This window comes from Rhodobacter viridis (assembly GCF_003217355.1).
Lineage (GTDB): Bacteria > Pseudomonadota > Alphaproteobacteria > Rhodobacterales > Rhodobacteraceae > Rhodobacter > Rhodobacter viridis.
In genome coordinates this window covers 172122-184425 of sequence record NZ_QJTK01000006.1, presented here as the reverse complement: position 1 = coordinate 184425, position 12304 = coordinate 172122, and the positions used below count along the sequence as shown (strand labels likewise).

Genomic DNA, 12304 nt, shown 5'->3' with positions numbered 1-12304 from the left:
TCGGGGGTCCGGGGCGCGCAGCCCCGGCGCCCGTCACAAAAAAGGCCTGCTGACATGCTGACACTGACCTGCCCCTGCTGCGGCGTCACCGTCGAGGAAACCGAACTGGCCCCCGGCGGCGAAGCGCATCTGAAGCGTTTCGGACCGGGCTCGACCGATGCCGAATTCGAAACCTACATGTTCGCCCGCAAGAACCCCAAGGGCGTGCATTTCGAGCGCTGGCGCCATGCCTATGGCTGCGGCAAGTGGTTCCTGGCCGCGCGCTGCACCGTCAGCTGGGAAGTCTTCGGCACCTATCCGGCGCAGACCACCGAACCGCCCGCAGAACTGATTGCCAAAATCAAAGAGAAACGTCCGGGCTGGGAGGGCTGGAAATGAGCCATCGTCTGTCTTCGGGTGGCCGTCTGATCGACCGCTCCAAACCGCTCGCCTTCAAGTTCAACCGCGCCAAGGCCAAGGGGTTTGCTGGTGACACGCTCGCCTCGGCGCTGCTCGGCTCGGGCCGCACGCTGCTCGGGCGCTCGTTCAAATACCACCGTCCGCGTGGTCTTGTGGCCTCGGGTGCGGAAGAGCCGAACGTGCTCGTCAACCTTGGCAAGGGCAACCGCCACGAGCCCGATCAGCGCGCCACCACCACGGAACTCTTCGAGGGCGCCTGGGCGACCTCGCAGAACCACTGGCCGACGCTTGGCTTCGATATCGGCGCGATCAACGATTTCGCCTACAAGCTGATGCCCGCGGGCTTCTACTACAAGACCTTCATGCATTCGCTCGAAGCCTGGCATTCGGTCTTCGAGCCGATCATCCGCCGCGCGGCGGGTCTGGGCAAGGCGCCGACCAAGGCCGACCCGGATCGTTACGAACAGGCCTATGCCTATTGCGACGTGCTCGTTGCGGGCGGTGGCGTGGCGGGTCTCGCCGCGGCGCTGAAGGCCGGGAAAGAGGGCAAGCGGGTGATCCTCGCCGAGCAGACCGCGCATTGGGGCGGCCGCGCTCCGGTCGATGGCGGCCTGATCGACGGCCTGTCGCCCGAGGCCTGGGTGAAGAACGCCCTCGAAACCCTTGAAGGCATGGAGAATGTGCGCCTGATGACCCGCACGATGGTCGCCGGGCTGCATGACCACGGCTATGCGATCCTTTATGAGCGCGTTGCCGATCACACCCCGGGCGATGGCCGTCCGCGCCATCGTCTGTGGCGCACCCGCGCCGGCATCACGCAGGTCGCGACCGGCGCGATCGAGCGTCCGCTGGCCTTTGCCGGCAACGACGTTCCGGGCGTCATGCTCGCCTCGGCGGTGCGCGACTACATCGTGAACTGGGCCGTCGCGCCCGGGCAGCGCATCCTTGTCGTGACGAACAATGACGACGCCTATCGCACCGCGCTTTCTGCGCTTGATGCCGGGCTGGAGGTCGCCGCCGTGGTCGACGCCCGTCCGGCGCCGATGGGGGCACTGGTCGATGCGGTGCGCGCGCGTGGCGTCAAGGTGCTGGAAGGCCGGGCGGTGGCCAAGGTCAAGGGGGCGAAGGCGGTGAAGGCGGTCGAGATCGCCAGCCATGCCACCGAAGGCGGCGCGGTCGAGGTGATCGATTGCGATTGCGTCGCGATGTCGGGCGGCTGGTCGCCGGTCGTGCACCTTTATTCCCATGCCGGGGGCAAGGTGAAATGGGACGAGGCGGCGGTGATGTTCCGCCCCGATGCCGCGAAACCGCCGACTGGCGACAAGGGCCAGCCGATCGCTGCCGCCGTGGGCGCCGCGAATGGTCACCTGACGCTTGACGCGATCTGCGCCGAGGCCGGGATGGTGGGCACGGTCGAAGCCGAAGCGCCGCTGATGCCGGTCTGGGTCATGCCCGCCAAGGCCTCGGAAGCGCTGAAGTTCAAGGCCTTCCTTGACTATCAGAACGACGTGAAAGTCTCGGACGTGCAGCTGGCGGCGCGCGAAGGCTATGCCTCGGTCGAACATACCAAGCGCTACACCACGCTCGGCATGGCCACCGATCAGGGGAAACTGAGCAACATCAACGGTCTGGCGATCCTGTCGGAAGCGCTGGGGCAGGCGATCCCGCAGACGGGCACGACGACCTTCCGTCCGCCCTACACGCCGATTTCCTTCGGTGCGATCACCGGCGAAGCCCGCGGCGAGATCTTCCAGCCGCTGCGCAAGACGCCGATGCACGCCTGGCACGAGGCCAAGGGCGCGCATTGGGAGCCGGTGGGCCTGTGGCGCCGTCCCTATACCTATCCGCGCAAGGGCGAAAAGCACCGCGAGTCGGTCAACCGCGAGATCACCAACACGCGCACCAATGTCGGGCTGCTGGATGCCTCGACGCTGGGCAAGATCGTGGTCAAGGGGCCGGATGCGGGGCGCTTCCTCGACATGATGTATACCAACCTCATGTCCACCCTGCCGGTCGGCAAGTGCCGCTATGGTCTGATGTGCTCGGACAACGGCTTCCTGATCGACGACGGCGTGGTCGTGCGTCTGGCCGAGGATACGTGGCTGTGCCACACCACCTCGGGCGGCGCGGACCGGATGCACGGTCACATGGAAGACTGGCTGCAATGCGAATGGTGGGATTGGAAGGTCTACACCGCCAACCTGACCGAGCAATATGCGCAGGTCGCGGTGGTCGGCCCGAAGGCGCGCAAGCTGCTCGAGAAGATGGGCGGCATGGATGTCTCGAAAGAGGCGCTGCCCTTCATGACCTTCAAGGATGGCGAGCTGGGCGGTTTCCCGGTCCGCGTCTACCGGATCTCCTTCTCGGGCGAGCTGTCCTATGAAATCGCGGTTCCCGCGAACATGGGTCTGGCGTTCTGGGAAGCGGTGAACAAGGCGGGCGAGGAATTCGGCGCCATGCCCTACGGCACCGAAGCGCTGCACGTGATGCGGGCCGAAAAGGGCTTCATCATGATCGGCGACGAAACCGATGGCACCGTCATTCCGCAAGACCTCGGCCTGGGCTGGGCGATCTCGAAGAAGAAGGCGGATTACCTTGGCAAGCGCGCGCAGGAACGCGTGCACATGACCGACCCGGACCGCTGGACGCTGGTCGGCCTTGAAACCCTTGACGGCTCGGTTCTGCCCGATGGCGTCTATGCGGTGGACGAGGGCGTGAACGAGAACGGCCAGCGCAAGGTGCAGGGCCGCGTGACCTCGACCTATTACTCGCCGACGCTGAAGAAGGGCATCGCCATGGGTCTGGTCCGCAAGGGGCCGTCGCGCATGGGCGAAGTGCTCGAATTCCCGGCCGATGCGGGCAAGGTCATTCAGGCGCGGATCGTCGATCCGGTGTTCTACGACAAGGCAGGGGAGAAAGCCGATGTCTGAGGCGGTTTCTGCACTCAAGGGCGAAAGCCATGTCGGTTTCGCCACGGTGACCGAGGCGGGCGTGACCGGCATGATCACCCTGCGCGCCGATCTGGCGGCGACGGCCACGCGGATCGCGCTGGCGGGGCAGGGGCTGAAGCTGCCCGGCGCCCGCGAGATCGTGGCGGGCGACAAGGGCCGGTTCACCGGCTGGATGAGCCCGGACGAGCTTCTGGTGATCTGCGCTTACGAAGACGCGCCCGCGGTGGCGGCGGGTCTGGCGAAGTCGCTGCATCTTGAACATGCGCTGGTGACCAACGTCTCCGACGCGCGGGCGCGCTTCACGATTTCGGGGGCGAAGGCGGATCAGGTTCTGACCAAGCTCTGCCCGGTCGATTTCGCCACCCTGAAAGCGGGCGAGATGCGCCGCACCCGCGCCGCGCAGGTCGCCGCGGCGATCTGGCGCTCGGGCCCCGAGGAGTTGAGCCTCGTCTGCTTCCGCTCGGTCGCGGGCTATGTGATGGGGATCCTCGAGGTCTCCTCGCGGCAGGGCGGCGAGCTGTTCTGAGACAGGGGGGCTCTGCCCCCCTTCTTCCCTCTGCGACATTGCGTGGCAGGCCGGTTTGACCGGGTTCTGTTTTGTTTTTCGCGCAAGGCTGTCATCTTTGATCCGATGTTCCCAGGAGTCATTGGATGCGCAGTCTTCTTTCCGCTGGTCTTGTTCTGGTTCTGGCCGTCTCTCCTGCGTTTGCGCGCGAAAAGTCGCCCTTCCCCAAGGGGACGCAAGTCATGCTGTGCCGTTTCCCCGTGATCGACGTTCACAAGGTGATCCCGGAGGGGGTTTTCGTCGGCGTGTTCCCCTCGGGCGAGGTGCAGGTGGTGGATCCCATCAGCATGGATTTTGTCCACGCGCCGGTTCCTGCGGTGGTCGATACCGACAATGCCGTCCGCACCACCTGGAAATGGTCGCTCGGCACGGTGGGGGCCACGGCCGGGGGCGATGATTATGCGCCCGACATGGATTTCAAGCTCACGATGAAGAAGGCCGACCGCTCGGCGCGGATCGTGATCTATCCCGCGGGCTATCGCGACGAGCAGGCCGACGGCAGCTGCAGCGCGTGGCAGACACCCTGAGCCACGATCCGGCGTTGCCTTGTGCCCCGCTTTGCGCGATGAAGGCGCAAAGCGGGAGATCAGCATGGACTATTCGAAATCCGGGGGCGCGCGGCCTGACAAGAACAATCCGCGCCATTCCGAACACAATGCCAAGGGCTCGGCGAAGAACCCCTATGGCAAGGGCGCGGCCAAGGATGATCTGATTGCGCGGATGAAGGCGGCCGCCGAGGCGCGCAAGGATGCTGCCAAGAAGCCGTGATGTGCACCTCGGGCAGGGGGGCTGTGCGGGAAAATCTGCCGCCAACCCTTGACCTTGGGGCTTTCAGTGCTTCAATTGGTCGCAACAGAACCCGAGTAAAAGGATCGCTCAAATGGCTTTCGAACTTCCCGCCCTTCCTTACGCGCATGACGCCCTTGCCGCGCTCGGCATGTCGAAAGAGACGCTCGAGTATCACCACGACCTGCACCACAAGGCCTATGTCGACAACGGCAACAAGCTGATCGCGGGCACCGAGTGGGAAGCGAAATCGGTCGAAGAGATCATCAAGGGCACCTATTGCGCCGGCGCCGTGGCGCAGTCGGGGATCTTCAACAACGCCTCGCAGCACTGGAACCATGTGCAGTTCTGGGAAATGATGGGGCCGGGCGAAGACAAGAAGATGCCGGGCGATCTGGAAAAGGCGCTGGTCGAGGCGTTTGGTTCGGTCGCGAAGTTCAAGGACGATTTCGCCGCTGCGGGCGCCGGTCAGTTCGGCTCGGGCTGGGCCTGGCTTGTCAAGGACACCGACGGCGCGCTGAAGATCACCAAGACGGAAAACGGCGTGAACCCGCTCTGCTTCGGGCAGACCGCGCTTCTGGGCTGCGACGTCTGGGAGCACAGCTATTACATCGACTTCCGCAACAAGCGCCCGGCTTATCTGACGAACTTCCTCGACAAGCTGGTGAACTGGGAAAACGTCGCCTCGCGTCTGTGAGGCTGATGGACGGATGTAAAGAAACCGGCCCCCGCGGGGGCCGGTTTTGTTTTGACCGCCGGATTTCGGGCGGATCAGGAAAGGCACTGCCTTTCCCCGCCCGGTGCGATCCCGGCGCGGCACGACCGTTTCGGCCCGCGCGACAGAGGCCTGCGTCCCGCCCCGGCGGCGCGGATGCGCCCGCCGATGGCGGGGCGGGCGCAGGCCGAGGGCCTTTGGGCCCTCGGCGGTCATGGGGCAAATGCCACGCGTGGCCTCGGCGATGGCCTCGGCCAAGTCGACCTGCGCCTCAGAGCTTCTCGAACCGGCAGGTGAAGTGCCGCATCAGCTTCGGCTCCTTGACGATTCTGTAGCCGCGCAGATCGTCCTTCGTCGCCGCCAGCTCCTCGAACGCCTCGACGATGTAATCGGCATGGCTTTGCGTATAGGTCCGGCGCGGGAAGGCGAGCCGCACCAGATCCATCGCGGCCGGTTTCTCGGACCCGTCCGGCTGACGGCCGAACATCGCCGTGCCGATCTCGCACGACCGCACGCCTGCGATTTCATACAGCGCGACCGCCAAAGCCTGCCCCGGATACTCCAGCGGCGGAATGTGCGACAGCCACGCCCGCGCGTCGATGAAGACCGCATGCCCGCCCGCGGGTTTCACCACCGGCACGCCCATCGCATCGAGCCGCTCGACGATATATTGATGCGTGCGGATGCGATAGCGCAGGTAATCCTCGTCGACGATCTCGACCAGACCCTGCGCCAGCGCGTCCAGATCCCGGCCCGCAAGCCCGCCATAGGTCGGGAAGCCCTCGGTCCGGATCAGGTGGCCCCGCGCTTCCTCGGCCAGATCGTCATCGTTCAGCGCGAGCCAGCCGCCGATATTGCCGAACGCATCCTTCTTCGCCGACATCGTCATGCCGTCGGCGACCGAGAAGCAATCGCGCACGATCTCGGGGATGCTCCGATCCGCCTGACCCTCCTCGCGGGTCTTGATGAACCAGGCATTCTCGGCAAAGCGGCAACCGTCGATGAGGAAGGGCTTGCCAAACCGATGCGCCAGATCGGCGACGGCACGGATATTGGCCAAACTGACCGGCTGGCCGCCGCCCGCGTTGTTGGTGATGGTGATCATCACCAAAGGCACGCTTTCATGGTGCTCGGTCAGATAGGCCTCGAGCCGGGCCAGATCCATGTTGCCCTTGAACGGATGCAGGCTTTGCGGATCCTTGCCTTCGGCAATCACCAGATCATCGCCAATGGCGCCCGAGGCCTCGATATTGCCGCGGGTGGTGTCGAAATGCGTGTTCGAGGGGATGCGCTTGCCCTTGCCCCCGAAGATCGAGAACAGGATCGCCTCGGCGGCGCGTCCCTGATGCGTCGGGATGATGTGCTTGAACGGCATCAGATTTTGCACGGCGGCTTCAAAGCGGAAGAAGCTGGGCGAACCGGCATAGCTTTCGTCGCCCTTCATCACCGCCGCCCATTGCAGCGACGACATCGCGCCGGTGCCGCTGTCGGTCAAAAGGTCGATCAGCACGTCATCCGAGTGCAGGCCGAAGAGGTTGTACCCGGCTTCGCGCGCCAGCCGCTCGCGCTCGGGGCGCGAGGTGAGGCGGATCGGTTCGACGGATTTGATGCGGAAGGGTTCGATGATGGTTTTCATCACGGGGCTCCTGACAATGACCCCATGAAACCGTGGCAACCGTCGCACGATGGGGCCCAGCGTCGCGGTTGCCCGGAGATCCGGACCGCGCTCGACGCCCAAAGAGGTTGCAAGGCCGAATTTCGCAGCTTGCGTCGTTTCCGTCAAGTCAGGCGGTGGGATCAGGATTGACGGGCGCGGCGGGGCGGGGTTCTGTGGCCGCCTTGGCTGACGGGAGACGGCAATGAAGGACGCCACGAAGGGCTTTTTCGCGATGGTGGCGACCTGCTGTGTCTGGGGGCTGTCGGGGATCTATTACAAGGCGCTCTCCGAGGTGCCGCCCTTGGAGGTGCTCGCCCATCGCACGCTCTGGTCAGTGGTCTTCCTGGGCGCGGTCGTCGCGGTGCAGGGGCAGTGGGCGGTGCTGGCGCGCGCCCTCTCGGGGTCAAACCTGCGGATCGTGGCCGCCGCCGCCGTGGTGATTTCGCTCAATTGGTTCGGCTTCATCTGGTCGGTGCAGAACGGCCGCGCGGTCGAGGCCTCGCTTGGCTATTACATCTTCCCGCTCGTCGCCGTGGCCCTTGGCATGGTGTTTTACGGCGAACGGATGCGGCGCGCGCAGGCCGTGGCCATCGCGATTGCCGCGGCGGCGGTGGGCTATTTGACCTGGGCCTTGGGCGCCGCGCCCTGGATCGCGCTGATGCTGGCGGGCACCTTCGGGCTTTACGGCCTGCTGAAGAAGAAGCTTTCGGTGCCCTCGGTCGTCTCGGTCCTGGCCGAGGTGGTGCTTCTGGCGCCGCTCGCAGCGCTGGTGCTGGCGGCGGCGCATTTCGGCTGGTTCGGCCGCGCCCCCGGCTCGGGGCATTTCGGCAATGACCTCGGCCATTCGCTGATGCTCGCCTTTTCCGGGGTGATGACGGGCGGGCCGCTGATGCTGTTTTCCTATGCCGCGCAGCGGGTGCGGATGGCGACGATCGGGCTTGTGCAATATCTCAACCCGACGCTGCAATTCATGGTCGCTGTCGCGGTCTTCGCCGAGCCCTTCACCCGCGCCCATGGCATCGCCTTCGCGATGATCTGGGGGGCGCTGGCGCTTTACTCGGCCGCCGCGCTCCGGACGAAAGGCTGAAGGGGGCGCCGCCCCCTCTGGCTTCGCCAATCACCCCCGGGCGTATTTCGGCCAGGAGAATTGCGGGTTTCTTCTTGGCTCAAATACGCCGGGGGGAGTCCCGCAGGGACGGGGGGCAGCGCCCCCTCTTGCTCCCGTTGCGTTTTCAGCCAAGGGCGGTTTCAAGCGCGGCTTCGAGGTCTGCCACCGTCGCCACGGTCATCACGCCGTCCAGCAGGCTTGCGCCCGCGAAGCCCTCGGCCACGACATGGGCATTCAGCGCCAGAAGCGGGTCCCAATAGCCCTCGGTGTTCAGAAGCAGGATCGGCTTCGCATGCAGGCCGAGCTGGCGCCAGGTCAGCACCTCGTAGAACTCGTCAAGGCTGCCCGCGCCGCCCGGCAGCACGACGATCGCATCCGAGTTCATGAACATCACCTTCTTGCGCTCGTGCATGTTCTCTGTAACGACGAAGGTGGTCAGATCGCGCTTGCCGACTTCAAGCTTGAAGAGATGCTCGGGGATCACTCCGAAGGTTTCGGCCCCCGCCGCCTGTGCCGCGCGGGCGACCTCGCCCATCAGCCCCACATCCCCCGCGCCGTAAACCAGCCGCCAGCCGCGCGCGGCGAGCATTTCGCCGGTCGCCCGGGCGTCCTTTGCATAGGCGGGGCGGAGGCCGGGACGTGAGCCGCAGAAGACGCAGACCGAGGGGGCGGGTTTGGCGGACATGGCGTTGCTTTCGTGCTGGAAATCGCGGGCGAGGTGTTGCTTTTGGCAGGGATACCGGGTCAGATGGTCGCAAGCAAGCGGCGGACAACGCCGGGGCCGCAGGTTCTCAGGGGCTGGGGCCGCAGGGAGGAAGGACAGCATGGCCGAGGGCAACAGGACGCTGGGCGTTGTGGTGGGCGGCGGGGCCGCAGGGATCGTGGTCGCCGCTGTCGCAACCTTCTGGTCTCTGGGGCAGGACGCTCCCCAGCCTGCGGCGGTGCAAAAGCCCGAACCGGCGGCCACTCCGGTCGCTGCGGTGCCGGCGCCCGACCCCGCGCCGGTGATCGAGCCCGCCAGGACGGCGCCGCCCGCTCCGGCGCCCGCTCTGGCCCCCGTCGCCGCTGCGCCGGTGACGCCTGCCCCTGCTGCGCCTGCCGCGGCCCCCGTCGCCCGCTTTGACACCTTGCGCGTCACTCCCGCCGGGGCGCTGACGCTGGCGGGCGATGTCGCCCCCGGCGCCAAGGTCGAGTTGCTGCTCGATGGCAAGGTCATCGACACCGTCACCGCCAACGATCAGGGCGCCTTCGCCTCGGTCACCTCGGCCGAGCCCTCGGCCGCGCCGCGCGCCTTGCGGCTGCGGGTGACCGGGACCGATGGCGTGGCGAAAATGTCGGAAGAAAGCCTGACCGTCGCGCCGAGCCCCTTGGCCGTGGCCGAGGCTGCGACCGCCAAAGGCGCCGCCCCCGCGACTGTCGCGGCAGAGGTCGACGCGGCGCAGGTTCTGGCGGAAAAGCCGCTTCTCACCGATGCGACCGGCACGCCGCGCGTGCTCGCGGGCGTCTCGGCGACGCTTGTGATCGACACGCTCGCGCTGGCCCCTGATGGCAAGATCACCATCTCGGGCCGCGGCGCACCGAAGGGGGCGCTTCTGCGCGCCTATGTCGACAATGCCGAGGTCGGGCTGGTGCAGGGCGGCGCCGAGGGCGGCTTCACCATGCAGCTGCCCGCCGCGAAGCCCGGGCCGCACAGCCTGCGCGTCGATGCGCTCGATGCCGCGGGCAAGGTGCTTTCCCGCGCCGAGCAGGGCTTCGAAGGCATCGCCCCGCCGCCTGCGCCCGCGGCCGCACCGGTGTCCGACAGTGCCGCCGCCGCGCCCGCCCGCAGCCGCATCATCACCATCGCGAGCGGCAACACGCTTTGGGCGATCGCGCGCGAAACCTATGGCGATCCTTATCTTTACGTGCAGATCTTCGAGGCGAACCGCGACCAGATCCGTGATCCCAACCGGATCTATCCCGGTCAGGTCTTCGCCCTGCCGAACTGATCCCGCGTCAGGTCAAATGCGCGCGGGGGCTGGACAATCGCGTCCGACCCCCTAGGTTGCCCGCACGGCCGGGCTGTTGACCCGGCATTCCGGACACTCGAGACTTGGAAGGAGGGGCAGATGGCGCCCTCTCAGATCACGCAGGCGGGCAAGCCCGATTCCTCCGAACGCGCGCGCGGAATGCGCACGATCAAGGCGGTGGCGCCCTATCTGTGGCCCGAGGGCCTGCCCTGGGTGAAACGGCGCGTCGTGCTGGCGATGGCCTTCCTTGTCGCGGCCAAGGTGATCTCGGTCTTGACGCCGTTCCTCTACAAGGCGGCGGTGGACAGCCTTGCGGGACAGTCGCGCGACGAGACCTGGCTTCTGGGCCTTGGCGCGGTGGCGCTGACGGTGGCTTACGGCATGGCGCGGCTGATGTCGGTGGCCTTTGGCGAGCTGCGCGATGCGGTCTTCGTGCGCGTGGCGCAACGCGCGCTGCGGGCGCTCGCGCTCGAAACCTTCCAGCACATCCATGCGCTGTCTTTGCGCTATCACATCACCCGCAAGACCGGGGGGCTCTCGCGCATCGTCGAGCGCGGCGTGAAGGGCGTCGATTTCCTGCTGCGCTTCATGCTCTTTTCGGTCGGACCGCTGATCCTTGAGCTGACGCTCGTCACGCTGATCTTCGCCTTCCTCTTTGACTGGCGCTATGCGCTCGTCGTCGTCGGCACGATCTGGACCTATGTCACCTATACCTTCCGCGTCACCGAATGGCGCGTCGCGATCCGCAAGAAGATGAACGACGCCGACACGGCGGCGAACCAGAAGGCGATCGACAGCCTGCTGAACTTCGAGACGGTGAAATATTTCAGCGCCGAGAAGCGCGAGGCGGCGCGGTATGATGCCTCGATGGCGCGGTATGAAACGGCGGCGGTGAAGACCGGGCAAAGCCTTGCCGCGCTGAACGCGGGGCAGACGCTGATCATCACCGCGGGGCTGGTGGCCGTGATGGTGATGGCCGCTTTGGAAGTGCAGTCGGGCAAGCTGACGGTGGGCGATTTCGTCATGGTGCAGGCCTACATGATCCAGATCACCATGCCGCTCTCGTTCCTGGGCACGGTCTACCGCGAGATCCGGCAGGCGCTTGTGGACATGGGCGAGATGTTCGACCTGCTGCACCAACCGGCCGAGATCACCGACAAGCCGGGGGCGAAGCCGCTGGCGGTTTCGGGTGGCGCGATTGCCTTCAAGGGGGTGAATTTCGCCTATTCGCCGGAGCGGCCGATCCTGAAGGGCATCGATCTGACGGTGGCGGCGGGGCAGAAGGTGGCGCTGGTCGGCCCGTCCGGCTCGGGCAAATCCACGATCGGGCGGCTGATGTTCCGTTTTTACGAAGTCACCGGCGGCGCGATCACCATCGACGGGCAGGATGTCCGCGACGTGACGCAGGAAAGCCTGCATGCCGCGATCGGCGTCGTGCCGCAGGACACGGTGCTTTTCAACGACACGATCCGCTACAACGTCGCTTATGGCCGGGCCAATGCCACGCAAGACGAGATCGAGGCGGCGGCGCGGGCGGCGAAGATCCATGACTTCGTGATGTCCCTGCCCGAGGGCTACGACACTCAGGTGGGCGAGCGCGGGCTGAAGCTCTCGGGCGGCGAAAAGCAGCGCGTCGGCATTGCCCGGACGCTGCTGAAGAACCCGCCGATCCTGCTTCTGGACGAGGCGACCTCGGCGCTGGATACCCAGACCGAGCGCGACATTCAGGAAAGTCTCGATGCGATGGGGCGGGGCCGCACGGTGATCGTGATTGCGCACCGGCTCTCGACGATTGCCGATGCCGACCGGATCGTGGTGCTTGAAGCGGGCGAGATCGTCGAGGAAGGCACGCACGAGGCGCTTCTGGGCCGCTCGGGCCGCTATGCCGCCATGTGGGCCGCGCAATCGGCCGAGGAAGCGGCGGCCGCGGCCGAGTAGGGGGGCGCCGCTCCCCTCTGCTTCGCATTCACCCCCGGCGTATTTCCACCAGGAAAAGGCGCCGGGTTTTTTCTTGGCTGAAATACGCCGGGGGGAGTCCCGCAGGGACGGGGGGCCGCGCCCCCTTTTTCGTGACTGCGGCAATGGTTTCCCGGCCTTGGCAATGGGGCGCCCTT

At 66.2% G+C, this 12304-nt stretch carries 11 protein-coding genes; 9 read left to right on the top strand and 2 right to left on the bottom strand.

Annotated features, from left to right (window positions below; translation table 11 throughout):
* Positions 1-54: 54 nt before the first annotated feature.
* From C8J30_RS10070 to C8J30_RS10050, 6 genes are all read left to right on the top strand, one after another.
* Positions 55-378 (top strand): sarcosine oxidase subunit delta, encoded by a 324-nt coding sequence (locus C8J30_RS10070; protein ID WP_110805717.1) that lies wholly within the window; start codon positions 55-57, stop codon positions 376-378.
* Positions 375-3329: a sarcosine oxidase subunit alpha family protein gene (locus C8J30_RS10065; protein WP_110805716.1), complete on the top strand. Its 2955-nt coding sequence runs from the start codon at positions 375-377 to the stop codon at positions 3327-3329. The genes C8J30_RS10070 and C8J30_RS10065 overlap by 4 nt, the downstream gene beginning before the upstream one ends.
* Positions 3322-3876 carry a sarcosine oxidase subunit gamma gene (locus C8J30_RS10060; RefSeq protein WP_110805715.1) on the top strand — a complete coding sequence of 185 codons (555 nt, stop codon included), beginning with the start codon at positions 3322-3324 and terminating at the stop codon, positions 3874-3876. The genes C8J30_RS10065 and C8J30_RS10060 overlap by 8 nt, the downstream gene beginning before the upstream one ends.
* A gap of 125 nt (positions 3877-4001) precedes the next feature.
* A complete protein-coding gene (locus tag C8J30_RS10055) occupies positions 4002-4442 on the top strand; it encodes a hypothetical protein (RefSeq protein WP_110805714.1) in 441 nt (146 codons plus the stop codon).
* A gap of 64 nt (positions 4443-4506) precedes the next feature.
* Positions 4507-4683, top strand: coding sequence for a hypothetical protein (locus C8J30_RS18615; protein WP_181420841.1), 177 nt, complete (start codon positions 4507-4509; stop codon positions 4681-4683).
* A 112-nt stretch (positions 4684-4795) separates the two neighbouring features.
* A complete protein-coding gene (locus C8J30_RS10050) occupies positions 4796-5398 on the top strand; it encodes a superoxide dismutase (RefSeq protein ID WP_110805713.1) in 603 nt (200 codons plus the stop codon).
* Positions 5399-5687: 289 nt separating this feature from the next.
* Here C8J30_RS10050 and C8J30_RS10045 read toward each other — a convergent pair whose 3' ends face one another.
* The gene (locus C8J30_RS10045) at positions 5688-7052 is read right to left on the bottom strand and encodes a tryptophanase (protein ID WP_110805712.1); all 1365 of its coding nucleotides are present in this window, start codon (positions 7050-7052) and stop codon (positions 5688-5690) included.
* Positions 7053-7275: 223 nt separating this feature from the next.
* Between C8J30_RS10045 and rarD the strand changes: the two genes are divergently transcribed.
* Positions 7276-8160 carry an EamA family transporter RarD gene (gene rarD / locus C8J30_RS10040; protein ID WP_110805711.1) on the top strand — a complete coding sequence of 295 codons (885 nt, stop codon included), beginning with the start codon at positions 7276-7278 and terminating at the stop codon, positions 8158-8160.
* Positions 8161-8305: 145 nt separating this feature from the next.
* Here rarD and C8J30_RS10035 read toward each other — a convergent pair whose 3' ends face one another.
* Entirely contained in the window at positions 8306-8866 is a 561-nt protein-coding gene (locus C8J30_RS10035; protein WP_110805710.1) for an LOG family protein, read from the bottom strand.
* A gap of 139 nt (positions 8867-9005) precedes the next feature.
* Between C8J30_RS10035 and C8J30_RS10030 the strand changes: the two genes are divergently transcribed.
* Both C8J30_RS10030 and C8J30_RS10025 read left to right on the top strand, forming a co-directional pair.
* The gene (locus tag C8J30_RS10030; RefSeq protein WP_110805709.1) at positions 9006-10169 is read left to right on the top strand and encodes a LysM peptidoglycan-binding domain-containing protein; all 1164 of its coding nucleotides are present in this window, start codon (positions 9006-9008) and stop codon (positions 10167-10169) included.
* A 180-nt stretch (positions 10170-10349) separates the two neighbouring features.
* Positions 10350-12128, top strand: coding sequence for an ABCB family ABC transporter ATP-binding protein/permease (locus C8J30_RS10025; RefSeq protein ID WP_245909759.1), 1779 nt, complete (start codon positions 10350-10352; stop codon positions 12126-12128).
* Positions 12129-12304: the final 176 nt, after the last annotated feature.

What these genes read in the sequence shown, in the direction of transcription:
- C8J30_RS10070 (WP_110805717.1), top strand. Translation starts at nt 55, where the DNA reads ATGCTGACACTGACCTGCCCCTGCTGCGGCGTCACCGTCGAGGAAACC.
- C8J30_RS10065 (WP_110805716.1), top strand. Translation starts at nt 375, where the DNA reads ATGAGCCATCGTCTGTCTTCGGGTGGCCGTCTGATCGACCGCTCCAAA.
- C8J30_RS10060 (WP_110805715.1), top strand. Translation starts at nt 3,322, where the DNA reads ATGTCTGAGGCGGTTTCTGCACTCAAGGGCGAAAGCCATGTCGGTTTC.
- C8J30_RS10055 (WP_110805714.1), top strand. Translation starts at nt 4,002, where the DNA reads ATGCGCAGTCTTCTTTCCGCTGGTCTTGTTCTGGTTCTGGCCGTCTCT.
- C8J30_RS18615 (WP_181420841.1), top strand. Translation starts at nt 4,507, where the DNA reads ATGGACTATTCGAAATCCGGGGGCGCGCGGCCTGACAAGAACAATCCG.
- C8J30_RS10050 (WP_110805713.1), top strand. Translation starts at nt 4,796, where the DNA reads ATGGCTTTCGAACTTCCCGCCCTTCCTTACGCGCATGACGCCCTTGCC.
- C8J30_RS10045 (WP_110805712.1), bottom strand. Translation starts at nt 7,052, where the DNA reads ATGAAAACCATCATCGAACCCTTCCGCATCAAATCCGTCGAACCGATC.
- rarD (WP_110805711.1), top strand. Translation starts at nt 7,276, where the DNA reads ATGAAGGACGCCACGAAGGGCTTTTTCGCGATGGTGGCGACCTGCTGT.
- C8J30_RS10035 (WP_110805710.1), bottom strand. Translation starts at nt 8,866, where the DNA reads ATGTCCGCCAAACCCGCCCCCTCGGTCTGCGTCTTCTGCGGCTCACGT.
- C8J30_RS10030 (WP_110805709.1), top strand. Translation starts at nt 9,006, where the DNA reads ATGGCCGAGGGCAACAGGACGCTGGGCGTTGTGGTGGGCGGCGGGGCC.
- C8J30_RS10025 (WP_245909759.1), top strand. Translation starts at nt 10,350, where the DNA reads ATGCGCACGATCAAGGCGGTGGCGCCCTATCTGTGGCCCGAGGGCCTG.